17 protein-coding genes are annotated in these 26048 nt (G+C 69.4%); 13 read left to right on the top strand and 4 right to left on the bottom strand.

Going from position 1 to position 26048, the window contains the following annotated elements; all coding sequences use genetic code 11:
• Positions 1–71: 71 nt before the first annotated feature.
• Complete coding sequence (locus tag QHF84_RS38340) at positions 72–2627, bottom strand: glycogen/starch/alpha-glucan phosphorylase (protein WP_281318506.1); 2556 nt, start codon at positions 2625–2627, stop codon at positions 72–74.
• Between the two features lie 114 nt (positions 2628–2741).
• On the opposite strand from QHF84_RS38340, the gene QHF84_RS38335 reads away from it, so the two are divergent.
• The 3 genes from QHF84_RS38335 (at position 2742) to QHF84_RS38325 (ending at position 5825) form a co-directional block, all read left to right on the top strand.
• The gene (locus tag QHF84_RS38335) at positions 2742–3473 is read left to right on the top strand and encodes a hypothetical protein (RefSeq protein ID WP_281318505.1); all 732 of its coding nucleotides are present in this window, start codon (positions 2742–2744) and stop codon (positions 3471–3473) included.
• A 127-nt stretch (positions 3474–3600) separates the two neighbouring features.
• Positions 3601–4650, top strand: a complete 1050-nt coding sequence (locus tag QHF84_RS38330; protein ID WP_281318504.1) for a hypothetical protein — start codon at positions 3601–3603, stop codon at positions 4648–4650.
• Positions 4650–5825 carry a hypothetical protein gene (locus QHF84_RS38325; protein ID WP_281318503.1) on the top strand — a complete coding sequence of 392 codons (1176 nt, stop codon included), beginning with the start codon at positions 4650–4652 and terminating at the stop codon, positions 5823–5825. Before QHF84_RS38330 ends, QHF84_RS38325 begins: the two co-directional genes overlap by 1 nt.
• 92 nt (positions 5826–5917) lie before the next feature.
• Here the strand turns inward: QHF84_RS38325 and QHF84_RS38320 are convergent, their stop codons facing one another.
• Entirely contained in the window at positions 5918–6586 is a 669-nt protein-coding gene (locus tag QHF84_RS38320; RefSeq protein WP_281318502.1) for an OmpH family outer membrane protein, read from the bottom strand.
• A 126-nt stretch (positions 6587–6712) separates the two neighbouring features.
• On the bottom strand, positions 6713–10621 hold the full coding sequence (locus QHF84_RS38315; RefSeq protein WP_281318501.1) for a serine/threonine-protein kinase: 3909 nt from the start codon (positions 10619–10621) through the stop codon (positions 6713–6715).
• Positions 10622–10771: 150 nt separating this feature from the next.
• Here QHF84_RS38315 and QHF84_RS38310 point away from each other — a divergent pair, with 150 nt between their 5' ends.
• The 10 genes from QHF84_RS38310 (at position 10772) to QHF84_RS38265 (ending at position 24438) form a co-directional block, all read left to right on the top strand.
• Complete coding sequence (locus QHF84_RS38310) at positions 10772–11935, top strand: DNA alkylation repair protein (protein WP_281318500.1); 1164 nt, start codon at positions 10772–10774, stop codon at positions 11933–11935.
• 67 nt (positions 11936–12002) lie between these two features.
• Positions 12003–12812: a hypothetical protein gene (locus QHF84_RS38305; protein WP_281318499.1), complete on the top strand. Its 810-nt coding sequence runs from the start codon at positions 12003–12005 to the stop codon at positions 12810–12812.
• Positions 12813–13124: 312 nt separating this feature from the next.
• Entirely contained in the window at positions 13125–13493 is a 369-nt protein-coding gene (locus QHF84_RS38300; protein WP_281318498.1) for a hypothetical protein, read from the top strand.
• 92 nt (positions 13494–13585) lie between these two features.
• The gene (locus QHF84_RS38295) at positions 13586–14752 is read left to right on the top strand and encodes a hypothetical protein (protein WP_281318497.1); all 1167 of its coding nucleotides are present in this window, start codon (positions 13586–13588) and stop codon (positions 14750–14752) included.
• Between the two features lie 14 nt (positions 14753–14766).
• Positions 14767–17847 carry a tetratricopeptide repeat protein gene (locus tag QHF84_RS38290; protein ID WP_281318496.1) on the top strand — a complete coding sequence of 1027 codons (3081 nt, stop codon included), beginning with the start codon at positions 14767–14769 and terminating at the stop codon, positions 17845–17847.
• Positions 17848–18480, top strand: coding sequence for a hypothetical protein (locus QHF84_RS38285; protein WP_281318495.1), 633 nt, complete (start codon positions 17848–17850; stop codon positions 18478–18480).
• Between the two features lie 80 nt (positions 18481–18560).
• Positions 18561–19415, top strand: a complete 855-nt coding sequence (locus QHF84_RS38280) for a hypothetical protein (protein WP_281318494.1) — start codon at positions 18561–18563, stop codon at positions 19413–19415.
• An 81-nt stretch (positions 19416–19496) separates the two neighbouring features.
• Positions 19497–20693: an efflux RND transporter periplasmic adaptor subunit gene (locus tag QHF84_RS38275; RefSeq protein ID WP_281318493.1), complete on the top strand. Its 1197-nt coding sequence runs from the start codon at positions 19497–19499 to the stop codon at positions 20691–20693.
• A complete protein-coding gene (locus tag QHF84_RS38270) occupies positions 20690–23800 on the top strand; it encodes an efflux RND transporter permease subunit (RefSeq protein WP_348652914.1) in 3111 nt (1036 codons plus the stop codon). Before QHF84_RS38275 ends, QHF84_RS38270 begins: the two co-directional genes overlap by 4 nt.
• Positions 23801–23835: 35 nt before the next feature.
• Positions 23836–24438, top strand: a complete 603-nt coding sequence (locus QHF84_RS38265; protein WP_281318492.1) for a hypothetical protein — start codon at positions 23836–23838, stop codon at positions 24436–24438.
• A 4-nt stretch (positions 24439–24442) separates the two neighbouring features.
• Here QHF84_RS38265 and QHF84_RS38260 read toward each other — a convergent pair whose 3' ends face one another.
• On the bottom strand, positions 24443–25924 hold the full coding sequence (locus QHF84_RS38260) for a C39 family peptidase (protein WP_281318491.1): 1482 nt from the start codon (positions 25922–25924) through the stop codon (positions 24443–24445).
• Positions 25925–26048 lie beyond the last annotated feature (124 nt).

Raw genomic sequence — 26048 nt, 5'->3', positions numbered from 1 at the left:
CAGGGCCCGGCGCGCCGGTGGTCGCGCGCGGGGAATCGATATGCTCGGGGCGGGGAGCGGGCGGCGAAGCCCTACTCGGCGGCGGGCTCATCGGGGGCGAGCCGGATGGGGCAGGGCTCGATCCCCCAGATTTCATTCGCGTATTCGCGCACCGTGCGGTCCGACGAGAAGCCGCCGACCCGCGCGATGTTGAGGGCGGCTTTGCGCGACCAGGCCTCCTCGTCGAGGAACGCCCGCTCGACGTCCTTCTGGGTGTCGGCATACGCGCGGAAATCGCTCATCACGAGGTAACGGTCGCGGCCGAGCAGCTCGTCGACGAGCGGGTGGAAGGCGTCGGGCTCGTCCGGCGAGAAGAAGCCGGAGCGGATGAAATCGATCGCTTCGCGGAGCTCCGGATCGGCCTCATACGCGGCGCGGCCGGGCACGCCCGACGTGAGGCGCGCCTCGACCTCCTCGGCCGTGAGGCCGAAGAGGAAGAAGTTTTCGGCCCCGACGGCCTCGCGGATCTCGATGTTGGCGCCGTCGTAGGTGCCGATCGTGAGCGCGCCGTTCATCGCGAGCTTCATGTTGCCGGTGCCCGAGGCCTCCATGCCGGCCGTCGAGATCTGCTCGGAGAGGTCGGCCGCCGGGATGATCTTCTCGGCGAGCGAGACGCGGTAGTTCGGCAGGAACGCGACCTTGAGCTCGGGGACGCGGCTGTCGCCGTTCACGACGGAGGCGATGGCGTGGATGAGCTTGATGATGAGCTTGGCCTGCCGATAGCCCGGCGCGGCCTTGGCGCCGAAGATGAAGAGCCGCGGGTGCACGCGCTCGCCGCGCTTGGCGCGCAGGTAGAGCGTGACGATGTGGAGCGCGTTCAAGAGCTGGCGCTTGTACTCGTGCAGGCGCTTGATCTGGACGTCGAAGATCGCGCGGACGTCGACCTCGAAGCCGAGCTCGCGCTTGACGATGCGGGCGAGCGCCTCCTTGTTCGCGCGCTTGATCGCCCGGAGCTCGGCGAGGAACGAGGGATCGTCGGCGCACGGCTCGAGCTCGGCGAGGCGCTCGAGCTCGGTGACGAAGCGCGGGCCGATGCGGGAGGTGACGAGCCGGGAGAGCCTGGGGTTGCAGGCGAAGAGCCAGCGGCGCGGCGTGACGCCGTTCGTCTTGTTGCTGAAGCGATCGGGCCAGAGCTCGTGGAAGTCGCGGAAGAGCGAGGTGCGCACGAGCTCGCTGTGGAGCTTGGCAACGCCGTTGACCGAGTGCGAGCCGACGACCGCGAGGTGCGCCATGCGGACCATACGCTCGGGGCCCTCCTCGAAGATGCTCATGCGCCGGGCGCGGCCTTGATCGTAGGGGAAGGCGACGGTGACGGCGCGGAGCAGGCGGCGGTTGATCTCCTGGATGAGCTCGAGGTGCCGCGGCAAGAGGCGCTCGAAGAGCGCGACGGGCCAGCGCTCGAGCGCCTCGGGCAGGAGCGTGTGGTTCGTGTAGCCGAACGCGCGCACGGTCTGCGTCCAGGCCTCGTCCCAGGAGAGGGCGTGCTCGTCGACGAGCACGCGCATGAGCTCGGCGATGGCGATCGCCGGGTGCGTGTCGTTGAGCTGGATCGCGACCTTGTCGCCGAACTTCGAAAAATCGTCGTGCGTCTTCGTGTACCGCCAGACGATGTCGTGGATCGAGCAGGCGACGAAGAAGTACTCCTGCCGGAGCCTTAGCTCCTTGCCCTTGTCGAAGTTGTCGTTCGGGTAGAGGACCTTCGAGATGACCTCGGAGGCGTTCTTCTGCTCGACGGCCTTGACGTAGTCGCCCTCGTTGAACAGGCCGAAATCGAAGTCCTCGTGGGCGCGGGCCGCCCAGAGGCGCAGCGTGTTCACGGTGCCCGAGCCGTGGCCCGCGATGGGCGTGTCGTAAGGGACGCCGAGCACGTGATCGGCCGGATGCCAGACGACGCGGAAGCCGCCGCGGCCATCCTGCACCATCTCGGTGCGGCCGCCGAAGCCGACGGTGACGGCGTACTCGGGGCGCTCGATTTCCCAGGGATTGCCGAACTTCAGCCACTCGTCGGCGCGCTCGACCTGGGCGCCGTCGCGGATCACCTGCTCGAAGATGCCGAACTCGTACCGGATGCCGTAGCCCTGGCCGGGCAGCTCGAGCGTGGCCATCGACTCGAGGATGCACGCGGCGAGGCGACCGAGGCCGCCGTTGCCGAGGCCCGCGTCGTGCTCCTGCTCCATCATCTCGTCGAGGTCGATCCCGAGCTCGCGCAGGACCGAGCGGTAGGTGTCCTCGACGCCGAGGGCCTGCAGGTTCGACTGGAGCGCGCGGCCGAGGAGGAACTCGGCGGAGAGGTAGTAAGCGCGCTTGATGTCCTTCTCGTAGTAGGTGCGCTGCGTCTGCGACCAGCGCTGCACGAGGCGATCGCGGACGGCGAGCGAGAGCGCGACGAAGCGGTCGAAGCTCGTCGCGGTCTCGAAGTCGCGGGCGCGCGAGAACTGCACGTGATCGGTGAACGCGCGGCGGAGAGCGGCGGGGTGCATGCCCGTCCTGTCATCCTCGACGCGGACGCGCGAGGCCGCGAGATCTCGGGTCGAGGGGGGAGAGGCGCCGTCGGGCGGCGCGGAGGGGCCCTGGAAGAAGGAGGTCATGGGGCGTGCATCATAGCGAACCTGCCGAGCCGCGCCGCAGGAGCTTGTCCCTCGGCGGCCGGGCTGTGGTAGACGGACCTAGGCCCGTGCTCTCGCGCGGCCAGATGAGGAACCATGAGCAAAACCCGTGGGGCGAAGGTGGGTGGGGCGCTGCGAGGCGGGGCGATGATCGCGCTCTTCCTCGGACTCGGGGCCGTTGGCTGCGGGCTCTTGAAGCAGGAGGAACCCGAGAAGAAGGCGTTCGGCGTGGCCTGCACGAAGGACACGGACTGCGCGTCGCTCCAGTGCGCGGCCACCGGGAGCATCTGCACGAAGAGCTGCACGTACGACAGGGACTGCGGCGACGGGCTCGTGTGTCGCGCCAAGGACACGGGCTCGGGGATGGAGTGCAGCAAGGCTCAAGGGTCCAAGGTCGGCGCGAGCTGTACGGCCGCGACGGAGTGTGATCACGGCTTCTGCCTGAAGAAGGCCGACGCGCCGAACGATCCGGGCTTCTGCTCGGCCACGTGCCAGGGCCCCGCCGAGTGCCCCGAGGGCTACAAGATCTGCGACACGCTCACGGCCAGCGACACGACGAAGATGTGCATCCTCGGCGACGACCGGATCCCGATCGGCGAGCGGCCGAAGTTCACGGCGCCCACGACGACCGTGAAGACGACGACGACGGCGACCTCGACGGCCACGGCCACGGCGACCGCCACGTCGACGGCGAGCGCGACGCCCACGGCGACGACGACGGCCACGACGACCCCGTCGGCGACGGCGACGGCGACGGCGACCGCGTCGGCGACGACGTCCACGGGGCGGCCGCGCATCAAGCTCGACCTCGGCAAGACCAAGAAGTGATGTTTGCCCTGCGGAACTCCCGCGCCTTCACTGCGCGGGAGTTCCGGCGCGCGCGGGGGTCGGGTAGAATCGAGAGCGCTCGCTGCCTCGAGGGGATCGCGGGCGTCGGGAGCAGAGCTCGATGAACATGTCTCAGCGAAGGGCGCGTCGCGCGGCGCGCGTGGCGATGATGGCCGGTGCCGCGGCGATCGCGCTCTTCTCGCAGGGGGATGCCTCCGCGCAGACGAAGGAGGAGCTCGACAAGGCGCGCACACTCTTCCGCGAGGGAATCGCGCTGAGCGCCGCAAACAACTGCTCCGGCGCGCTCGTGAAGTTCAAGGCCGTCGCCGCCGTGAAGATGACCCCGCAGGTCGCCTTCAACATCGCCGAGTGCGAGGAGAAGCTCGGCAAGCTGCTCTCGGCGCTCGGGAACTACAGGCTCGCGGCGAGCGCGGCCGCGGGCGACAAGAAGGCCGCGGACGTCGCGGCGGCGGCCACGCCGAAGATCGCGGACATCGAGGGGCGTTTGCCGAAGCTCACGATCGCGCGCGGCAAAGGCGCAGAGGCGGCCGTCATCGAGCTCGACGGCACCGAGCTCGGCGCGACGCAGGTCGGCGTGGAGATGCCCGTCGATCCGGGACCGCACTACATCGTGGCGAAGCTCGGCAACCGCGAGATCTGGAAGGACTCGATCAACGTCCCCGAGCGCGACAAGAAGACCGTGGAGGTCGTGGTCAAGGACGAGCCCGCGAAGTCGGACGGCCCGCAGGAGAACGAGAAGCCGCCTCCGCCGCCTCCGCCGCCCCCGCCGCCTCCGCCGAGCGGGCCGAGCATTCCGGGGATCGTGCTCACGGGCATCGGGGTCGCGGGCATCGGCGCCGGGCTCGCGCTCTTCTTCGGCCCGCGACAATCGACGATCAACGACCTCGAGGATCTCTGCGGCGGCGACACGTCGTGCCCGCCGTCGGCGAAAGAGACCGCGGATCGAGGGCGGCTGTTCACGGGGATCGCCGAGGCGGCCGTGGGCGTCGGCGCCGCGAGCTTGATCACGGGCGTCATCCTGCTCGCGACGAGCGGTTCGAAAAAGTCTTCCGCGCCGGCGCAATCGGCCTCGGCGGAGACCGAGCGTGGCGCGCGGTTCATCGGCGCTGCGCCCGGCGCGACGCTCGGCGGCGTGAGCCTCGTGGGGAGGTTCTGATGGCGCGTCGAACACGTTCGTCCGTGTGGCTGGCCTCGTGGCTCGTCGTCGCGGGGCTCGGCGTCGTCGTGATGCCGACCGCGTGCCTCTATCCGGCCTACACGTTCGACGAGCCCGAGCCTTCGGGCAGCGGCGCCTCGGGCGGGCAGGGGGGCCAAGGCGGCGAGGGCGGCGGCGGCATGGGCGGGCAGGGCGGAATGCCCGGCGTCGAGGACTGCCTGAACGGCACCGACGACGACGGCGATACACTCGTCGACTGTGCGGACGACGATTGCACGGCGGGGTTTTCCTGCGTGCCCGACGCGCCCGTCGGCTGGAACGGGTTCGCCGCGCTCTTCGAGGGCGCCGAGGCGCAGGAGCCCGCGTGCCCGACCGCGTTCGCGTCGACGCCGTACACGGGCAACCACACGCTGCTCACGGCGGCCCACACCTGCACGCCCTGCTCGTGCGGCTCGCCCACGGGACAGAGCTGCGACTTGCCAGACGTGATCACGCTCTCGGACAAACCCTGCGGACAGGCCGCGGGCGTGAGCAACCCGTTCAACCCGCCCGCGAACTGGACGGGCGCCTGCTTTGCGCAGGCCGGCTACGCGATCGATCAGGTCTGCGGCGGCGTCCCTTGCAACCCGTCCGTGAGCGCGCCGAAGCCCACGGTCGTGGGCGGGAGCTGCGACGCTGCGGGTGGCATGGCGAACCTGCCGCCTGAGAGCTGGGCGTTCCTCGGCAAGGCGTGCACGAACACGCCCAAGGGCGGCGGCTGCGGCGCGGGCGAGGTTTGTCAGCCGAGGGCGCCGCTGCCGTTCCTCGGCGGGATCTGCGTCTTCAAGGGCGGCGACAATAGCTGCCCCGACGGGCAGTACTCCGACCGGCACCTCTTCTACGAGGACGTCGCGGACACGCGCGAATGCACCATGTGCACCTGCGGCTCGCCCACAGGCAGCTCGTGCGACGCGACGGTCCAGGTCTACAGCGACACCGGCTGCAGCACCGAGCTCGCGAGCCTCACGGCGGGCCAGTGCGCGAACCTGCCGAACAACTTCGCCACGATCCTCGGCCGCAAGGCCGCGATCACGAACCCCCCGAGCGGCGGCGGCTGCGCCGTCTCCAGCGGTGGACAACCGACGGGCGCGCTCACGCCGCAAAACGCGACCACGTTCTGCTGCCGCGCCCTCTGATCGACGGTTTCGAAAGAACGAAGCCGGATCCGGCGCTCCTCGCGCCACGGATCCGGCTTTCGTGATGTCGACTTCGCCCGTGGGCGAGCCGCTTACTTCTTCTTCGGCGCGGGCGCGGGGGCCGCCGGCGGAGGCGCCCCGGGGGACGCGGGCTTGCCCGGCTGCGTCGTGGCGCCCGGTTTGGCCGGGGCTGCGCCGCCGCCCGGACGGCTGCTGTTGTACATCTGGATGGCGCGATCCGTGATCTCCAGGTCGGCGCGCGCGTAGGGGACGGCCGTCTTCTCCAGGATCATCTCGAAGCCGTCCTGGGCCGCGATCCGTTTCACGATCTCGATGATGCCCTGGTAGATCGGCGTCGTCGCCTTCGTCTCCTCGCGCTGCATTTCGCGCTGGTACTCCATCGCGATCGCCTGGAGCTCGGCGGCCTGCTTCTGCAGGGTCTCGAAACGCCGCTGGAGCTGCTCCTGCGGCACCTTCTTGTTCTGCGCGTCCTTCTCCAGCGCTTCCTTCTCGGCCTGGAGCTTCTGCTGCTTGGCGTCGAGCTCCACCTGCCGGCTGTCGAAGAGCTTCTTCAGCGTCGCCTGGACACGCAAGCCCTCCTCGGTCTCCAGCATCGCGCGACGCACGTCGATCACGGCGATCTTCGACTGCGCCGCGGCCGTCTCCTCCGCCGCGAAGAACCCGCCCACACCCGCGACGAGGGCGGCCGCGAGCACGGGGGCCCGCAACCCCGCGAGCCAAGACGAACGCCGAGGACTCACGAAACCAGTACGATCTGCACGCATCACTCCGGGGGACTAACCCCGAAGCCGTGTCGATGCAACGTTTTCTTGCGTGCTACCGAACGAACCTTCCGCGTTCGAGCGCAGAAGCGTGTCGCGCGCGGATCAGGTGCCTGCCTGAAAATACCGGCCCAGGCGGTGGTAGGCATACTGGACGATGCGATAGACCTCTTCGTTGCGTCGCACGAACGCCTCGCGATGGTGGGGCATGCGGATCGTGCGGACGCGCTCCTGGAGCGCGGTGAACGCGGCGTCGAGGACGGCGTTCGCCTCGTCGTCTTCGCCCACCGAGAGCAGGGCTTCGATCAGCGTCACGCGGATGCCCTCTTCCCACTCCTCGACGGGCGCCGAGGCGAGGCGCGCGTTCGCGTCGCGAGCGGTCTCGACCGCGGCGTCGACGGCGCGCCGGGCGAGCTGGACGCGGGAGAGCGCGAAGAGCGCGAGGACTTGCAGGGCCGGCTGCGCGCGTGTCTCCTCGATCGCCCAGCGGGCCAGGCTCAGCGCCGTCGCGAGGTCGCCCGGGGCGCCGCGCCAGACGAGGAAGATCGTCTCGTAGATGCGCGTGTTCACCCGCAGGCGCGCGGCGTTCGTCTCGTCGGCGATACGCGCGGCCTGGCGCTGGTGGTCGATGCCGAGATCGAGGTTGCCGAGGCGCGCGTAGCTCATGCCGAGGTTGTGCAGCGCGAAGGCCTCGAGGATCCGCATGCGGCGGGCGCGGGCGTCGAAGAGCGCGCGCTCCAGCATCGACTGCGCCTCCTCGAACATGCCGAGGTGGTTCAGCGCAGAGCCCACGTTCAGGCGGCCGCGCGTGGCGAAGGCGATGTCGCTGATGCTCTCGGCGACCTCGATCAACGAGGCGCCCGTGGTGACGACCTCGGAGGGGTCGTTCATGTGGGCGATCGCGAAGAGCCGGGCATCGAGAGCGCGCACGAGCGCGTCGCTCGCTCCGGAGGCGCGGGCCGCTTCGACGGCGTCGTTCGCCACGCGCATCGCCTCGCCGGGCTGCAGGCGATCGACGAGGCCGCGGACGCGCACCGCGAGCAGGCTCGCGCGGATCGGCGGTGAGAGCGTGTTCGCGTAGGGCGGCGTCAGGGCCTTGGCCGCGCGATCGTCGCCCTCGGCGGCGCGGCCCGATTCGATGAGCGCGGCCGCGGCGAGCCGCTGCGCCTCGCCCCACATGTCCGAGCCGCCGCGGGCGAGCTGCGCGGCTTCCTCGGCCGCTGCGATGCCGTCGAGCAGCCGGCCCATGAAGATCGAGAACTGCGCCCGCGCGACGAGGAGCTGGACACGCACGTCGCCGGCCGCGCCGCACGCGAGCCCGCGGTTCGCGAGCTCCAGCGCCGTCTCGAGCTGCGCGCCGTTCGTGTAGGCCTGCTTCGTGGCCCGCGCGTAGAGCCTCGCCGCACGATCGTGCGCGCCGCCCGCGTCCGCGTGCCGCGCGATGAGGCCCGCGTCCACGTCGCCCACGGATTCGAGCCAGTTGCCCGCGGCGAGGTGCAGCGCCGCGCGATCTTCGTCGAGGATCGCCTCGTATGCGGCGTCCCGCACGAGCGCCTGCCGGAAGATCCACTCGTCCTCGCCCGCGATCCGCGACTCCGGCTGGCGGGCCACGATCTCCGCCGCGTAGAGCTCGGACAGCTCGAGGCCCACGCTCCTGCCGACGAGCGCGGTCACGCCGCCGGTCCAGAACGACTGGCCGAACACCGAGGCCGCGCGGAGCACCTCGCGAACCTTGGAGGACATACGATCGAGCCGGAGCTGCACCACGGCCTGCACCGTGAGCGGCAGCTCGTTGCGGCCCTCGGCCGCGCAGCGGACGAGCTCCTCCAAGAACAGCGCGTTTCCGTCGGCGCGCTTGACGAGGTTCGCCCGCGTGGCCGCGTCCATGCCCGGCAGCGCCGCCGAGACCAGGCGATCGGCGGCGAGCGGCGAGAGCGGCGCGAGCCAGACGCGCGTGATGTTGCGGCGATCCCAGAGCGTGCGGAGCCGCGTGGCGAGCTCGGTGCGGCCGAAGGCGAAGACCGCGAAGCGCAGGTCCGCGCAGCCGAGCAGCCAGTCGACCATTTCGAGCGTCGTGTCGTCGGCCCAGTGCACGTCTTCGAGCACGAGCACCTGCGGCGCGCGATCCGCCTCCGCGCGGAAATACGCTTCGAGCGCCATGCGCAGCCGCGATTGCATGAGCTCGGCGCTCGCGCGCGCGGCCCGGAGCGGTTCGTCGTCGTGATCCGGGAACGTCACGCCGACGAGCTCACCCAGGAAGCCCGCGACGAAGCGTTGTCCCGGCGGCAGGCGCGAGGCCACGTGCCTGCGCACCTTCAGCACCTGCTCGGCCGGCGCCTCGCCGTCCTGCAGGCCCATCACGGCCCGGAGCGCGCGTCCGAGCGCGGACAAGCTCGACGTCTGGCTGAGTGAGTCGCCGCGGCAGATCAAGAGCTCCGGGCGCACCGGCGCCACTTCGAGCCGCTGCACGAGCTCGCTCCGCACCCGGCTCTTGCCGATGCCCACCGCGCCGAGGACGAGCGCGCCGCGCGGCGTCGCGTCCTCCAGGAGCTCGCCGTAAATGCCTTGCAGGAGCGCGATCTCCTTCTCGCGGCCCACGGTCGGCGTGGGACGGCCGAGGAGCTGGCGCGCGACGAACCCGCTCGTGTCCTCGCGCAGGAGCACGCCTCCGCGCGCGTCGGGCTGCAGGACGAACCGACCTTCGAGCGCGCTCGCGGCGTGCGAGTCGACGCGCACCGTGCCCGGGCTCGCGAGCTCGATCTGCCCCACGGCGCGCTCGAGCGCCTGACCCGCGAGGTTCGCCCGACCGCGGATCGCGAGGCCGATCGCCACGGCGGCGCGCGCCGTCGGCAGCGCCTGCGTCACCACGAGCGCGGCGCGCGCGGCGCGCATCACCTCGTCCCCGCGTGAGTGCTCCACGCCGAGCACGGCCACCATCTGCTGATCGAGCAGCGGTTCGAGCCGCGTGTCGTCCCCGAGCACGTCGCGCAGCTTCTGATGCACGTCCGCGCCGAGGCGCGCGCCGGCGAGATCGAAGAGCACGGAGGCGACCACGCGACGCTCGGCCGATCCGGGGCGCGAGGCGGGCACGGGCGGCGCGCCGGCGTCGGTGATGGTGATCGGCTTCTGGCCGGGGACCGCGCGGATCGCCGAGGCGCTGCTGCGATCGGCCGCGGGCGGATCGTTCCCGAGCTGGCCGACGCGGGCGAGGGCGCGGGCGAGCTCGCCGCTGTTTTCGAAGCGATCCTCGCGGTTTCGCGCGACCGAGCGCAGGATCACCTCGGCGAGCGCTTCGGGCACGTCGAAGCGGATGCTCTGCGGGTTCGGCGGATCTTCCAGCACGAGCCGACCGAGCAGCGCGATCACGTGCTCCGTCTCGAAGACGTTACGTCCCGTGACGAGGCGGAACAGCACGGCGCCGAGCGAGTACACGTCGGCGCGCTCGTCGATCGGCTCGCCGCGGGCCTGCTCGGGGGCCATGAAATGCGGCGTGCCGATGATCGTCCCGCGCTCGGTCTGGTACTCGTCCGGCACGGGCGGCTTCACCACGCCGAAATCGATCAGCTTGATGGCCGTGCCCTTGCCGCGGACGAGGAAGATGTTCGAGAGCTTCAGGTCGCGATGAACCACGTTTCGCGCGTGGATCGCGGCCATCGCGGCGGCCGAGCGCCTGACGACCTCCACCGCGTCGCGCATGCCGAGCGGCGCGCGACGCTGCCGCTGGCCGAGGTCCTCGCCGTCGAGCCATTCCATCGCGAAGAACAGCCGCCCGTCGTTCCACGTTCCGTGCGTCACGTACTGGACGATGTTCGGGTGGCGCAGGTCCGCGAGAATCGCGATCTCGCGCATGAACCGCACGCGCTCCTGCGGCGTCGCGCTGTCGCGCAGGATCTTCAGCGCGACCTCTTGTCCCGTGAGCTGGTCGGTCGCCTTGTAAATGTCCCCCATGCCGCCGCTGCCCGCGCGACCTTCGATGAGGAACCGGTCCGACGCCTGACTGAACTCCGGGACCACTGACCGTACAGGCTACGCGAGGTCCTGCGCGCCTGGGTAGATTTCCGAACCAAAAAGGGGGGCGCCGCCACGCCCCGCGGACCATTTTTTCTACCCGGGGCGCCCTTGGCCCTTTCCGCCAGGGCTCCCACGTGTCATCGGGGCGCCTCGATGGCCGAGCCGCTGAAAATTTTCTTCGACGAACGCCTCGTCCGCCGCATCGCCGCTTCGATCCAGGCCGCCTGGCCCGACTTTCCAGCGCGAACGTTCATCGCCGAAGCGTCGGCCGGGCTCGACGACAAGGAGCTCAAGGCGCGCGGCCGCCACATCGCCGCGGCGCTCGGGCGCGCCTTGCCGGCCGACTTCGAGCGCGCCGTGGACATCCTCCTCCGCTCGCTCGAAACGCCCGCGTCCCGCGGCGAGGGCGCGATGTCGAGCTTCTTCTACCTCCCGCACCTGACCTTCGTGGCGGAGCGAGGCCTCGATCACTTCGAGGCCTCGATGCGGGCCCAGCACGCGCTCACCCAGGTGTTCACGGCCGAGTTCTCGATCCGGCCCTTCCTCCTCCGCGATCCTGCGCGCACGCTCGCGCGGCTTCGGACCTGGGCGACCGATCCGAGCGCCCACGTGCGCCGCCTCGTGTCCGAGGGCACGCGCCCGCGTTTGCCCTGGGCCGAGCGCTTGCCCGCGTTCATCGAGGACCCCACGCCCGTCCTCGAGCTGCTCGAGCTCCTGAAGGACGATCCCGAGGCGTACGTTCGCAACAGCGTGGCGAACAACCTCAACGACATCGCCAAGGATCATCCGGATCGGGTCGTCGCCTTGTGTCACCGGTGGATGGAGGGCGCGGGGCAGGGCCGCAAGTGGATCGTCCAGCACGCGCTCCGCTGGCTCGTCAAGCGCGGCCATCCCGGCGCGCTCGCGTTTTTCGGCGCCTCGGCCGCGCCGGAGGTCGTGCTCGAACGGGCGAGCGTCACGCCGCGAAAGGTCCCGCTCGGCGAGGAGGCGCTCTATTCCTGCGAGCTCGTCTCGCGCGCGGGCGCGCCGCAAACGCTCGTCGTCGACGCGGTGATTCATTATCCCGGCGCGACCGGAAAACCCCGCCCCAAGGTCTTCAAGCTGCGCAAGATCGAGCTTTCGCCGTCGGGGCGGGAGCGGATCGAGGGTCGCGTAAAACTCGTCGATTTGACGACGCGCCGCCATTACCCGGGCGAGCACCGGATCGAGCTCCGGATCAACGGCGTGGATTTTTCGCTCGGCCAGTTCGTGGCGATTGCATCGAAACCGGTACAGGGGGGCAATCAAGCTGCTTCGCCCCGTCGCAGCCGGACGTGACCCCGACGATCCACCCGCGCGGCGGTTTTGCGTTCATTCTGTGAGCGATTCGTGGCAGGATCCGGACATGCACCGGATCCGCGTCTCGTCGCTCGTGCGCTCATTATCGCCGCTCGTCCTCGTCACCGTCGTTTGGGGCTGCTCCGCGGACGCGAAACCCGGGGGCTCCTCGGGCGACGGCGGCGCGGGTGGCTCCGGCGGCTCCGGCGCGGGCGGCTCGGGCGGCGGGAGCAGCAGCAGCTCGGGTGGGGCCGGCGGCGGGAGCAGCAGCAGCAGCAGCGGTTCGGGCGGGGGAGGGGGCGGGCTCGTGATGCCCACGTATTGCGTGGAGGCCTGCCAGAGCGCCGCCGATTGCGCCGAGGGCTTGACGGGATCGGCCCACGACGCGGACAATTATGCTTGCAACGGCGGCGCCTGCGAGTACACGGGGTGCAAATCGGACGCCGAGTGCAAGGCGTCGTTTCCGAACCTCGGGTACGTTTGCAGGGTACTGGTCGCCGGCTCCCCCGCGATCTGCGTGGAAGGGTGCCAGGTCGCCGCGGATTGCAGCGCCGCCGGTCCCGGAACGGCGTACGACGCCGACAACTACGTGTGCAAGAACGGCGGCTGCGAGTACACGGGGTGCCATTCGGACGCGGAGTGCGAGGCCACGTTCCCGAACGAGGGATCCGCCTGCAGGGAAACCGTGGTCGATTTCCCCGCGAGCTGCCAGCCGACCTGCCAGACGTCGGCCGATTGCGCGCAGGGCATGGCCGGCACGGCGTACGATTCCGACAACTATGCCTGCACGGATGGGGTGTGCGTCTACATCGGTTGCAAATCGGACGCGGAGTGCGCGGCCTCGTTCCCGAACCTGACGTACGTCTGCGGTCCGTGACGCCGTCCGAGTCCGTCCGCGCCTGGGGCCCGCTGCGGCTCTGACAAGGGACGGACGAGCGCGAAGCACGGACACGTCCATGTCCGTGATCCCGTTTCGGGATCTGGCGCGTCGAGGACGTCCCTGTGGCAGTTTCGCAGCAAGGGTGGTATCTTCGCCTCGATGTCGTTCATCCTCAAGTCCACGCCACCTCCGGCACCGCCGAGCAGCGGTCGTGCTTCGGTGGCTCCTCCTCCGGGAGGCCTTTCGGCTCCGCGCGACACGGGCCGTCTCGCCTCGCTTTCGGGAGGTCAGGGCGTACTCGAGGGGGGGGTGCTCGACGTGTCGCGCTGGCCGCTCGTCGTCCTGGTCAATCACCCACGCGCGAACGAGGCGCAAACCGAGCAGTTCGTGAAGAACCTCGCCCTCGTCCTCCGCAGCCGGGCCGGGAAGTTCGCGCTCTTGCACGATTACCGCGGGACGAAGGAGCTCTCGCCCAAGCAACGCAAGACGATGGCGGACCACCTCGCCCAGAACCTCGACGTCTATCGGCGCTGTGCCTCCTGCGCCTTCGTCGTCGACGCGTCCTTCCCGAAAGGCGCGCTCACGGCGATCTTCTGGATGACGACGCCGCCCTATCCGTACCGCATGTTCCCCGACGTCGAGTCGGCCGAGCGCTGGGCTTTGGGCAGCCTCGGCTGACGAACCCGGCATCCTCGTAAAACGAAGGCGCGGACGCGGGAAGGGCTGCTTTCCCGTTGTCCTCGCGTCGAGGTCGTGCGAGCGTCCCGGGCATGGGTCTACCCTCGCACTGGTGGAAGGATCAAAAACCTTTCCTCGACGCGCTCTTCGCGGAGACTGCAGGGGATTCGGGGCAACCCGGCAAATCGGGCTGGGTGTGGCTGAGCGAGCAGCAGAGCCGCGAGGCGTCCGAGCGGATCCGGAGCGCGGAGGAGAGCGAGGCGCCGCTCGGCGCGTGGATGCCCCCGGAGGCGCACGAGGCTTGCGTCGAGATGCTCGAAGGCGTCGTCCCGCTGGCGACGCGCGGGGATCTGCGCGCGGATCGCTGGATGCGGAAGATCCACAATCCCATGTTGTTCGCGGACCCCGCGCGGCCGGATCAGCTCTGGATCGCGCTGCACGAGAGCGCGCCGCCGCCACTCTGGATCCCCGCGGGCACGACGGCCGATTCGCTCGCCGCGGCGTTTGCGCCGTACGCGTGGCCCGAGACGCAGGATCCATTGCCGTCCGTCGTCGGTTTGTCCCGGAGCGTCCGGATCTTCATCGGCACCGAGACGGGGATGGGCGCCGATTTCGACACGATCGTGCGTTTCTTCCAGGGCATGCCCATGACCGACAGTCTGCCCTGGGGAACACGTTTTTCCGAGGATCCGTGGCCGGATCGCCCCACGGGAATCGCGCTCATCGGGGCCGGGTATCGAATGGCCGAGAACATGGCGCAGGCCGAGGGGGCCGTGCCGAGCATCACGATGCGATCGCGCCGCCTCGGTGCCGCGCTCTCGGTCAGTTCGATGGAACAATTCTGCGTGCTCGAGGTGCGTTATACCCCCGTCGCGCACGAGAGCATCCTACCGCTGCTCACGCAGCTCCTGCCGGGTTTGCCCAAGGGTTTGCCCTCGGACATGCCCGTCGATGCGCTCGCGGTCGTGGCGCGTTGTCGTGGCTATCAGGCGGATGCGCTCCTCGAATTCGTCCGGGACCCCGAGGAGGTGTCGTCGCTCGGCTATCACGCGATGGGCTGCCTCGCGGTGATGGGAGACGACGGCGCCGCCGTGCGGACCCTGCTCGCCGAGCTCGGCGGCCGCGACGATCCGCGGCAGCGGAGCCTCGGCTACCATGTCGCTTCCGTCGCGCGGCACAAGCGATTCCTCCACGAGGCGCTGCTTCGCGAGACGGACGAAAGCAACGTGCAGACCTTGAAGAACGCCCTCCGCCCCTGAGCTTCGAGGAAACCATGAGCGAACAAGTCGTGTATTTTCTGCGCGAGGACGTCTCGCTGCGCTCGATCTTCGAGGGCGTGGCCCGCGAGGGTTTTCAGGTCGTCCGGCGCGCGCCGCGCCGGGGAGACGCGGCGCCGTTCTTCAGCGTCGACATGGGCGAGGGGCGGTACATGCTGCTCGTCGATTCCGCGCTCCTCGGCGTCCGGCTCATCGATTGGAAGAGCGGAAAGCCGATGCCTGCGTGGCTCGAATCCTCGGTCGTGCGTCGCACCGCCGACGAGCTCGCGGCGCGGGCCCGGGACGCGAAGACGCCCGAGGAGAAGATCGCCACGCTTTGCGAGGCCGTCGTGGCGCTCGCGCCGAACCTGCCCGACGGCATTCGCGCCGTCCTCGCGGCGAGGCTGCGTGATTCCGAGGAGGCCGTCCGCTGGATGGCGCACAAATCGGTCGTGACGCTGTCGGACGCGTCGCTCGAGCAGACGCTCGGTGAGATGCTCGCGGGCGGGCCCGTGCCCGAGGACATGGAACCATGGGCGCGGGAGCTCCACGAGCTCGCCGTCAGGGCCGTGCGCGGCGATTACATCGACGATCTCGCCACGGACAACGAGGATTACCTGCGCGACGCGGTCCGGCGGGACCTGACGGAGAAGAAATGGCGCCGCGTGGAGGTCGCAGCGGCGCGGCTCCTGTGGAAGGAGATGCCGCTCTACGAGCTCGAAGCCGCGGCTGCGTGGGCGAAGGCAATGGCGGCGACGGGGCGCGTCTGGAAGGCGTATTTCGCGGCGCTGCTCGTCTCGGAGATCGAGCGCTCGCGGGGCCAGGAGGGCCTCGCGGCCGTGGTGCGGGCCGAGATCGAGCCGACGCTCGCCGCGCGCGAGGATCTGCCGGCCCGGGAGGACCTGCACCCGGTCCTCTGGATCATCCGGGACCGCTTGAACGACGATTACACGGCGGCCTGCGATCGCGCCCTCGACGCCATGGACGCGCACGTAAAAAACCTGGAGGCCGAGCGGCTCCTCTTCCGGGCGATCTCGCTGCGCAATGGTCCCGAAGGCCGGCCCCTCGCGAAAAAGCTCCGGGAGCTCTTGCCCGGCGCGATCACGCCGCTCGCGCTTCTCGCATATCTGCACGGCTCCGACGACACGGGGGACGAGGCGCTCGCGGACGCCGAGGCGCTCGCGGCGGCCATGGCCCAGCGCGAGCTTGCGGCGGAAGGAAAGGCCGAGCCGCCTCCGCCCGAGATCGCCTCGTTCGACACGTGGGCCGAGGGGATCCTCGCGTACCAGGCGCGCAGGCCGAAGGATCTCATCCGCGAGCACATCCGGATCCTGCAGAAGCGCGGTGATTACGAGGGCGCCCTGCGCGCCGCCGAGCGCGCGATCGCGGCCAAAGACACGGCCCTCGCGTGGATGGACAAGGGCTTCATCCTCACGTCGATGAAGCGCCACGCGGACGCGATCGCGGCGTACACCGAGGCGATCGCGCGTGTCGACAAGGACGGGCAGGTGCTGCTCGGCGGCAGCTACGACGTCCTGTGGTTCAATCGCGCCTGCGAGCGCGCGATCTCCGGCGAGCACGAGGGCGCGCTGCGGGATCTCGCCATCGCCGTCGAAAAAGACGAGAAGTGGATCGAGAAGGCGCGCGAAGACGATTATTTCGATTCGATCCGCGAGGACCCGCGCTTCGAGGGGATCCTCACGAAGACGTACGAGCTGCCGCCGGAGAGCTCGCCGTTCGATTGGAAGACGCTCGCCGATCGCGCCAAGGGCCTCTCGTTCCTCGGGCGGTACGAGGAGGCGATCGCGGCCGGACGCGAGGCCCTGCGCAAGGCCGAAAAAGCGCTCCCGCCCGAGGATCCGGGCATTGCGACGTGCCTCGAAAACCTCGGGTTCGCCGCCACCTGGGGTGGTGATCCGCAGCAAGGCGCGACGGCGCTCCGCCGCGCCGTCGCCATTCGCGAGCGAATCGACGCCGACTCGCGTGAGGCCGGGGAGGCCTATCATCACCTCGGAAGCGCCCTCGGGATGACCGGGGACGGCGCGGGGGCCGAGCTCTATTATGGCAAGGCGCTCGCGCTCCGCGAGAAACACGACGGCGTCGAGAGCGCGATGGCGGCGAAGAGCTGGGGCGACATGTCCGGCCTCTCGCTCGGCGCGGGCCGGAGGGACGAGGGAATCGAGCGTCTCCGCCGGGCACGATCCATCCTCGAAAAGGTGATCGCCGGATTCCAGGCCGAGGGGCGCGCAGCCGACGACGACTCGCTCGTCGAGGCGCGCGCGGATCTGCTCACGGTATGCGGGAACCTGCTCCTGACGCACGCGCGGGGCGGCGAGTACGAGCCCGCGATCGAGGCGGCGCGGGGCGCGGTCGCAGAGGCAGCGCATCTCGGCACGCGAATCAACCCGAATCTCCGGAGCTCCATCGCGCAGACCTTGCAAGCGCTCGCGGAGCAGGGGGCCCCCGGGGCGCTCGAGACCCTCGCGGCCCTGGCCGACGCGGTCCTGCCCAAGGAGCCGCCGGAGGTCATCGAATCGCGTGTCCGCTGGTCGCGCATTCGTGCCGGGCTGGAGGCGCTGCGCGACGCCGGCTTCGGCGACGATTTCATCCTGGCGCGCCTCAAGGACGCATTGCGGGGCGAGCCGCCTCCGCCCGCGGTGGCGCGCGTCGCTGGCGCGACCGAGGCGCTCTCCGGGTTCGTCCAGGAAATCGCCACGACCCAGGGCACGAACATCGTGGTCACGATCATGGCGCTGCAAACGGCCGAGGCCGGCGGGCGCACGCTCGACGAGACGTTGCACGACCTGCAAGAGCTCGCCATCGCCTCGGTCGGCGCTTCCGTCGAGAACAAAGGGTCACAGAAAGAGCAGGGCAAGCCCTCGCCGGCGAAGAGCGACGAGCCGCCGCCCTGGGAGCGCGACCCATTCGGCAATCCATACCTTGACAGCGAGATGAATCGGCGTCTCGGTTACGGCGACGAGGACGACGATTCCGGATACGACGATTCCGAGTACGACAATTCCGGCGAGGACGACGAGGGCGAGAGCGACGAAGACGGGTACGACGACGAAGACGAGGGCGACGACGAGGACGATTGAATGAGCGAGGGCCCGGGGAACGACATACGCGCGACGCGCCGGCCGTACCTGGCCACGGCTTTCGTGCTGATCATGGGCAGCCGCATCGTCGGGGCCGCCCTGTCGCCGGTGCTGTTCGCGCACGCGCCGCTCGCGCTGCTCGCGCTCTCCCCGGTCCCCGCCCATCTCGTGCTCGTCGCGGGGGTCTCCTCGCCGATCGTGTACTGGGCCGTCGCATTGCCGATCTGCGCCGGGCAATGCCTGCTCGCATACCTGTTCGGGCGCTCCGAGGGAACACGCGCCCTGCGCTGGCTCGTCGCACGGGGCATCGCCTCCGAGGGGCGCGTCGAGCGTCTCGTGAAGCCAGTGCGGATGAGCGCGCCCCTCTTCGTGCTTGTCATCCCGGGCCCCATCGCCAGCACCCTCGCAGGCGCGTTCGCCGCCCCGGCGCGCCTGCTCGTGCCCGCGATCGTCATCGCGCAGACCCTCTGGGTCGGCCTCTGCCGCTTCTTCGGCGAGGCGCTCCTCGGCTGGATCGCCGCGCTCCGGCAGGAGGTCGTCGCGCACGCCGTGCCCCTGACGATCGTCACCGCAGCGATCGCGGCGGGTTTCCATTTCCGCAAAAAATGGGCCCAGCGCGCGGAGCGGTCGTGACTTAGGCTTGACGAGGGCGCCCTCTTCACCCGACGCTGCATGCTGCCGCGCCATCCCGCGCCCCCCCGAGCAAACCATCGATGGGACGAACCGTCCGAGGACAAAAGGGTTTTTCCTACACGTACGTGGAGGACGAGCAGCCCGTGAACCTGCTCTACCTCGCAGCCGTCTCCGGCGCGGGGATGTCGCTCGTCGTGCCCGAGCTCGTAGGTCTCGTCCCCGGGGACGACACGCCGATCGCATGGAGCTGCCTCGCTCTCGGGCGCGATCTCGTCGAGCGCGGCAAAGCAAGCCGGCAAGGCGAGCTCGGCGCGCTGCTGCGCAAGCTCGACGGCGACTTCCTCCGCGTCGACGATCCACACCACGTCCCGCTCGAATTCGTGCAAGACGCCATGGCGGAGAACGTGGTCGCGATCCTCGAGCGCATCGACGCCACGTCAGAGCGCCCACTCCTCGAGCTCACGCTCGCAGGTAAATCCGGCTACCGTCTGCCGCAGGCCGACTGGCCCAAGATGCTGCTGTTCGTCAACGAGTCGCTCCCGCGCACGAAGCGGCTCGACATGAGCATGCTCCGAGAAGCAGCAGGCAAGGGCCCAGGAGCACTCGGGCCGCAATGGTCGTCGCTGCGCGGCAAGATCGAGTATCTCCCATTCATGGGCCTCTCGGTCCTTTGCCACGCAGTGGAGCACGATCTCGAAAGCCTGCTCATCTGCGAGGACGAGCCCGAGGTCTACGCCGAAGGCTTCTGGGATCTAGCACTCGCCTGGCACGATTGGCTCGGCGACGCGTCCGAACCATCCGATCCGAGCATCCTCTTCGCACGCGCACTCGTCTCACATTTCGCAGGCCGCAAGCTCGACGCGCGCCGCCTGCTCCTGGCCTGCGCAGACGCAGGGGACAGGCGCGCGGCAAGGTATCTCTCGATGGTTCGGTGAGGTTTCGCGCAGAGCGCCCCGACGCGCTCGCCCGTCCGCGCATCCGAACCGTCCGGCGCGGCATCGGACTCCGTGCGAGCCGTGATCTCCCTCCATCTCCGCGCGTATGCCGTGCGAATGCGAGCGTTCCTGCTCGTCCTTGCGGTCGTCCTCCTCGGCCCTGCTTGCTCGGGTGAGCGGAAGGGGCCTGCCGAGCCGCCGAAGGCGCCTGTTCGCGTGGCATTTTCCGAAGTGGCGACCGTGCCCATCGAGCTCTCTGCCATTGGCACGGTCGAGCCGTCTGCGCGCGTCTCGCTGCGGCCGCGGGTGACTGGGCTCGTCACGGCCGTGAAATTTCAGGAGGGCGCGGACGTGGCCGTGGGGGACGTGCTGTTCCTCCTCGACAAACGGCCCTTCGAGGTCGCGTTGCGCGAGGCGGAGTCGAATCTGGAGCGGAGCCGCACGCAGGCGGCGAATGCGGCGGCGGAGGCTGCGCGATACGAGGAGCTTGCGAAGGCGGGCGTGGCGACCCGGCAGGACGCCGAGCTCCGGCGCGCCGAGGCGCGGGCTGCGGCGGCGGCGGTCGATGCATTTCAGGCGGCCACGGTCGCGCGGCGGCTCGACCTCGAATACACGACGATTCGCGCCCCGATCGCTGGACGAACGGGAAGCATTCTCGTGCGCGAGGGCAACCTCGTGCGGGCGAACGAGACCGTGCTCGTCGAGATCGTCCGGCTCGCGCCTGCGTTCGTCTCGTTCGCCATTCCCGAGGCGAGTGTGCCGACCTTGCAGCATGCAATGTCGAGCTCGTCCGGGCCGCTGCCCGTCTCCGCGGCGGCGGCGCCGTCGGGCGACGCGGGGGCTCCGAGCAATGGCGAGCACGGTACGCTTTCGTTCATCGACAGCACGATTGATCGTGCGACGGGGACCTTGCGCCTGCGGGCGACGTTCGAGAATACGTCGAAAACCCTCTGGCCGGGGCAATTCGTGCAGGCGACCGTGCGCCTCGGCGTGCAGGAGGGCGCGGTGGTCATTCCGTCGGAGGCCTTGCAAACGGGGCCTTCGGGCACGTTCGTCTTCGTGGTCGGCGCGGACGAGACCGCAGAGATGCGGCCCGTGCAGCCGGGCGAACGTGTCGCCGGTGGTCGGATCATCGTGCAATCGGGGCTCTCGGGCGGCGAGCGCGTGGTCACGGATGGGCAATTGCGTGTTCAGCCGGGCGCGAAGGTGACCATCGTGGGCGAGGGGCCGGCGAGCCCTGCGGGCGCGGCGCCGGCGCCGGGGCAGGAGGCGCGATGAACGTCTCCCGGCCTTTCGTCATGCGGCCCGTGATGACTACGCTCTCCATGCTGGCCATCGTGATCTTCGGCATCGCAGGCTTTCGCGCGCTGCCCGTGAGTGATTTGCCGAATGTGGATTTTCCGACCATTCAAGTGAGCGCGTCGCTCCCGGGCGCGAGCCCGGAGACGATGGCCGCGGCGGTCGCGACCCCGCTCGAACGGCAGTTCTCGACCATCGCGGGCATCGACTCGATGACCTCGACGTCGGGCCTCGGCACCACGCAGATCGTGCTCCAGTTCGATTTGTCGCGCGACATCGACGCGGCGGCGCTCGACGTGCAATCGATGATCTCCCGCGCGGCGCGGGATCTGCCGCCGAGCATGCCCACGCCGCCGAGCTTCCAGAAGGTGAACCCGGCCGAATCGCCCATCATGTACCTCGCGCTGCACGCCGAGACGTTGCCACTGTCCGAGGTCTCCGAGTATGCCGAGACCACGATTGCGCAGCGCGTCTCCATGATCCGCGGCGTCGCCCAGGTCCTCGTCTTCGGCTCGCAGAAATATGCGGTGCGCATTCGCCTCGACCCGCAGGCGCTCGCCTCGCGGGAGATCGGCATCGACGAGGTCGCCACCGCCGTCGCGCGTGAAAACGTGAATCTGCCGACGGGCGTGCTCGAAGGGCCCGCGCGCACGTACGTCGTGCAGGCGAGCGGCGGGCTTTATCGGGCGAGCGCGTTCCGGCCGATCATCGTGGCGTATCGCGACGGGGCGCCCGTCCGGCTGGAGGAACTCGGCACGGTGCTCGACAGCGTGGAGAACGACCGCGTCGAGAGCCATTACGACGGCAAGCGGGCGATCGTCCTCGCGATCCAGCGGCAGCCCGGGACGAACACGGTCGCCGTCGTCGACGCCGTGCGCGCGCTCCTGCCCCAGCTCCGCGCCGAGATCCCCGCCTCGGTCGAGGTCGCGACGCTTTACGATCGCTCGATCTCGATCCGCGAATCGGTCGCCGAGGTGGAGCACACGCTCCTCATCACGATTGGGCTCGTCGTGCTGGTGATCGGCATCTTCTTGCGGGATCTGCGCTCCACGATCGTCGCGAGCGTCGCTTTGCCCGTCTCGCTCATCGGCACGTTCGCGGGGATGTGGGCGCTCGACTACAGCCTCGACAACCTCTCGCTCCTCGCGCTCACGCTTTGCGTGGGGTTCGTCGTGGACGACGCGATCGTGGTCCTGGAAAACATCTTCAGGCACATCGAAATGGGCAAACCCCCGCTGAAAGCTGCGCTCGACGGCGCGGGGGAGATCGGCTTCACGGTCGTATCGATGACGACCTCGCTCGTCGCCGTGTTCGTCCCTGTGCTCTTCCTCGGCGGGATCGTGGGGCGGCTGCTCCGCGAATTCGCGGTGACCATGAGCATCGCGATTCTCGTTTCGGGCGTGGTCTCGTTGTTCCTCACGCCCATGCTGGCGAGCCGTTTCTTGCGGCTGAAGACGAACGAACACCCAAAAAAGGACGCGGCGCACGGCGAGCCGTCCGGGCGGATGGATCGCGCCTATACGAGGAGCCTCGGCTGGGTGCTTCGGCATCGCTTTGCCACGCTGATGGCCTCGTTCGTGCTGTTCGGGGGGACGATCGTGCTCGCCGTGATCGTGCCGAAGGGCCTCTTTCCGAGCGAGGACACGGGGCAGATCTTCGCCTTGACGCGCGCCGCGCAGGGGACGTCGTTCGAGGCGATGAGCCGGTATCAAGCGGCCGCGGCCGACCTCGTGCGCGCGTATCCCGACGTGGCCTCGGTGATGTCGAGCCACGGCGCCGGCGGGCCGAGCGGTGCGGGCAACACGGGCCGGCTCTTCATTCGATTGAAGGATCGAGACCAGCGCGACGGCAAGAAGCCCGAGCAGATCATCGCCGAGCTCCGGCCGAAGCTCGCGAAGATCCCGGGGCTCGAGGTGTACTTGCAGAACCCGCCGCCCATTCGCCTCGGCGGCCAGCTCTCGCGCGCCCTCTATCAATTCACGCTCACGGGCGCGAACGTGGACGAGCTCTACGACGCGGCGACGGATCTGGAAAAGGAGATCCGCGCGATCCCGGGGCTCATCGACGTGACGAGTGATCTCGAACGAAGGACGCCCGAGGCCACGCTCGTCATCGATCGAGATCGCGCGGCGACGCTCGGCGTGTCGGCGCAGAGCATCGAAGAGGCGCTTTTCTCGGCCTATGCGGGCAGGCAGGTGTCGACGATTTACGCGCCGACGAACCAGTATCGCGTGATCCTGGAGCTCGATCGGCGCTTCACGCAGGATCCGAGCGCGCTCGGGCTCTTGTACGTGCGAGCGGCGAGCGGCGAGCTCGTGCCGCTCTCGGCGGTCTCGCGGACCGAGGAGGGCGCGGGGCCGCTCAGCGTCAATCACCTCGGGCAATTGCCCTCCGTGACGATCTCCTTCAACCTCGCCCCGGGCGCGCCGCTCGGGGAGGCGGTCGCGCGCGTGTCGACGCTCGCACGCGAGCGATTGCCCGACACCATCGGGACGCAGTTCCTCGGCAGCGCCGAGGTATTCCGGCAATCGGTCGGCAACCTCGGGCTTTTGCTCCTGCTCGCGATCCTCGTGATCTACGTGGTCCTCGGGATCCTCTACGAGAGCTTCGTCCACCCGATCACGATCCTCTCGGGTTTGCCCTCGGCGGGGTTCGGCGCGTTGCTCGCGCTCTTCGTCCTCGGCCAGGAGCTCAACGTCTATTCGTTCGTCGGGATCCTCCTGCTCGTGGGGATCGTCAAGAAAAACGCGATCATGATGATCGATTTCGCGCTGGAGGCGGAGCGGCGGGATGGAAAGCCGGCGGCGGAGGCGATCGTGCTCGGGGCGCGTATTCGTTTCCGGCCGATCATGATGACCACGATGGCGGCGCTCGCGGGCAGCTTGCCGATCGCGCTCGGGTTCGGCGCGGGTGCCGAGTCGCGGCGGCCGCTCGGCATTGCGGTCGTCGGCGGCCTCGTGGTGTCGCAGCTCCTCACGCTCTACATCACGCCCGTGATCTACACGTACCTCGACGCGGCCGAGAAGCGGGGGCGCGAGGCGCTCGCGCGGCGGCGGGCGCGGCGACTCGCGCGAACTTCGCCTTGACGGGCGGACGCGGGTCGGGCGAAGTGGCAAGCATCATGAGAGCCATCACGCTCGCCGCCGTCCTCGGCCTTTGTGCAGGTTGCGCAGACGGAAAACAGCTCCGCGCGGAGTATGCGGTGGAGGCCCAGAAGAGCCTTCAGGAATCGCTCGCGCATCAGTACAAGCGGCGGAGCCTCACGCCTGTCACCGCGCAATTCATCGGCTACGGGGCGGATTCTGGCGGGCACGAGCCCGCGTACACGCCCGAAGGGCAACCGAAGCCCGAGCCGCCGTACAAGGAGCGCTTCCTGCCGAACGCGGGCGGGCTCGTGCAACGGAGGCCCGGCGATCGCGTTCAGTTTCATGGGTCGTATTGCTTGATCGGATCGAGCTGCGGCTGTGAGCAGGAGATGAAGTATCATTTCGCCACGAAGCCCGACGGGAGCGTCGTGGTCCTGGTGCCGGAGCCGCAAAAGGAGGTCCACACGATCACCCGCTCGGGGACGTGCTCCGAGGGCTGCGGGCAGCCGAGCATGAGCCCGACGTCTTCCATCTGGGAGCTACCGACCACCGACATCGATCACGTGACCGCGATCGTCGTGCCCTACGAGCTCCACATCGTCCGTGAGACGTGCTCGAACCCGCTCCCCGCGCCGTGATCCTTCACGGGAACGAGAGCCCGAGCACGTAGGTCTCCCAGCGCTTCTTGAAGGCCGCCATGTCGTCCTCGCCGAGCACGCGGCGGAGGGTGTCGTAGCCCGTCGGGTCCTTGGCCCGGTTCTCGCGGAACGCGTGGTAATAACGGACGAGCAGGCCCTTGTCCTGAAGGTAATGCAGCAGGTAACGCGAGGCGGCGTAATGGACGCCGTAATCGCCCTCGTAAAACGCGTCGTCGTTCATCGCGGTGAGCGCGCGGATCGAGGGGACGCGGTTCTCGGCGATCGCCGATTGCAGGCCGCGCAGGCGCCAGTTCGTGTAGCCGTAGATCCGGCCGTCCTCCTCGCCGCTCTGCTCGTAGAGCGAGCCGAGGCCCTCGTTGAACCAGGGCGGGCAGTCGGGGAAGTTCGCCTCGATGAACGGGTGCACGATCTCGTGCACGAGCGTGCCGCCGCCCGTCGCGATGTTCATGACGAGGGCGCCGTGTTTCGAGGTGTAATACCCGTACGGCGTCGTCGGCTTCTCGCCGAAGAGCGTGATGGCATTGCGCTCGTAGCTCGCCGCGTCCTTGAAGAGCCACACGACGAGGATGCGCGACGGGTCCTTGGTGAAATAGTCTTTCTTGAGTTTCTCGGTCGCCCAGCGGACGGTGCCCTCGGCGCCCCTGCGCACGTGGGGCTCGGGGCCGTCGCCGACGACGACGAACGGGGGCTCGACGAGGACGGTGAACGTGCCGCGCAGGCGCGAGGTCTTCGCCTTGACCTCCATCACCTTTTGCGCGTAATCGGCCGGGGAAAAACCGGCTTTGCGCGGCGCCGCCTTGGCGAGCTCGAGATCACGCGGGGCGAGGCGCAGCCGGATCGCGGTCCACGCGTCCTTGTTGTATTTGAGCGGCCAGAGCGCGAGGAACCGCGACCGCGACATGCGGCGATACGCGCCCGCGTCCTCGGCGGGCTCGTGATAGATGATTTCGTCGCGCGAGGAGTCATAGCCGACGACGAGGCGAAAATGCTCCGTGGTCGTGGGCGTCTCGTCGTAATGCATGCAGACGATCGAGGGGATGCCTTTCTGGAGATCGGCGTGGAGCGCGGCGAGCTCGGCCCCGAGCGCTTCGTCGGCCTTCGTGGTGTCGATGCGGATCCAGACGGGCCCCGGGTCGAAGCCGACGGCCTCGACGGCCTGCTTGAGCTCGGCCGTGTAGGCGCCGCGGCCGAGCGCAGGATCGAGGCCGGTCCTCGCGAAGATTTCGTCCTGATCGAGCGGGCGACCGAGCCGCGCGAGGGCCATGGAGACGCAAGCCTCGCCGCAGAAATCGGGCTTTTGCCGTACGTGCGGGACGCCTTCGAGGAGGACGGTTTCGAGGTTCTGGCGCGCGAGCCCGAGCGGAGCCGGGGCGGCGACTTGTTCGGGGGGCGGGGGCGCGGAGCTGCGGTTGCAGGAGACGACGAGGAGCGGGGCGAGGAAGGCGAGCAGGCGTGCGGGCGGCATCGAGGGACTCCGAGCGTGGTTGGACGCCCGAAGTTCCCGAGACTTGGATCACGGCCCGTCGCGCGTCACGCTTTTTGGAGGCGGAACGCGCGGGCGACGAGCACGACGAACATTAACGTTTTTT

The organism is Polyangium sp. y55x31, assembly GCF_029946505.1.
Classification (GTDB): Bacteria; Myxococcota_A; Polyangia; order Polyangiales; family Polyangiaceae; genus Polyangium.
This window is presented reverse-complemented; position numbering and strand designations above follow the sequence as displayed.

Bases quoted from the DNA above. Each gene is read 5' to 3' on its own strand.
- QHF84_RS38340 (WP_281318506.1), bottom strand. From the start codon at position 2,627: ATGACCTCCTTCTTCCAGGGCCCCTCCGCGCCGCCCGACGGCGCCTCT.
- QHF84_RS38335 (WP_281318505.1), top strand. From the start codon at position 2,742: ATGAGCAAAACCCGTGGGGCGAAGGTGGGTGGGGCGCTGCGAGGCGGG.
- QHF84_RS38330 (WP_281318504.1), top strand. From the start codon at position 3,601: ATGTCTCAGCGAAGGGCGCGTCGCGCGGCGCGCGTGGCGATGATGGCC.
- QHF84_RS38325 (WP_281318503.1), top strand. From the start codon at position 4,650: ATGGCGCGTCGAACACGTTCGTCCGTGTGGCTGGCCTCGTGGCTCGTC.
- QHF84_RS38310 (WP_281318500.1), top strand. From the start codon at position 10,772: ATGGCCGAGCCGCTGAAAATTTTCTTCGACGAACGCCTCGTCCGCCGC.
- QHF84_RS38305 (WP_281318499.1), top strand. From the start codon at position 12,003: ATGCACCGGATCCGCGTCTCGTCGCTCGTGCGCTCATTATCGCCGCTC.
- QHF84_RS38295 (WP_281318497.1), top strand. From the start codon at position 13,586: ATGGGTCTACCCTCGCACTGGTGGAAGGATCAAAAACCTTTCCTCGAC.
- QHF84_RS38290 (WP_281318496.1), top strand. From the start codon at position 14,767: ATGAGCGAACAAGTCGTGTATTTTCTGCGCGAGGACGTCTCGCTGCGC.
- QHF84_RS38285 (WP_281318495.1), top strand. From the start codon at position 17,848: ATGAGCGAGGGCCCGGGGAACGACATACGCGCGACGCGCCGGCCGTAC.
- QHF84_RS38280 (WP_281318494.1), top strand. From the start codon at position 18,561: ATGGGACGAACCGTCCGAGGACAAAAGGGTTTTTCCTACACGTACGTG.
- QHF84_RS38270 (WP_348652914.1), top strand. From the start codon at position 20,690: ATGAACGTCTCCCGGCCTTTCGTCATGCGGCCCGTGATGACTACGCTC.
- QHF84_RS38265 (WP_281318492.1), top strand. From the start codon at position 23,836: ATGAGAGCCATCACGCTCGCCGCCGTCCTCGGCCTTTGTGCAGGTTGC.
- QHF84_RS38260 (WP_281318491.1), bottom strand. From the start codon at position 25,924: ATGCCGCCCGCACGCCTGCTCGCCTTCCTCGCCCCGCTCCTCGTCGTC.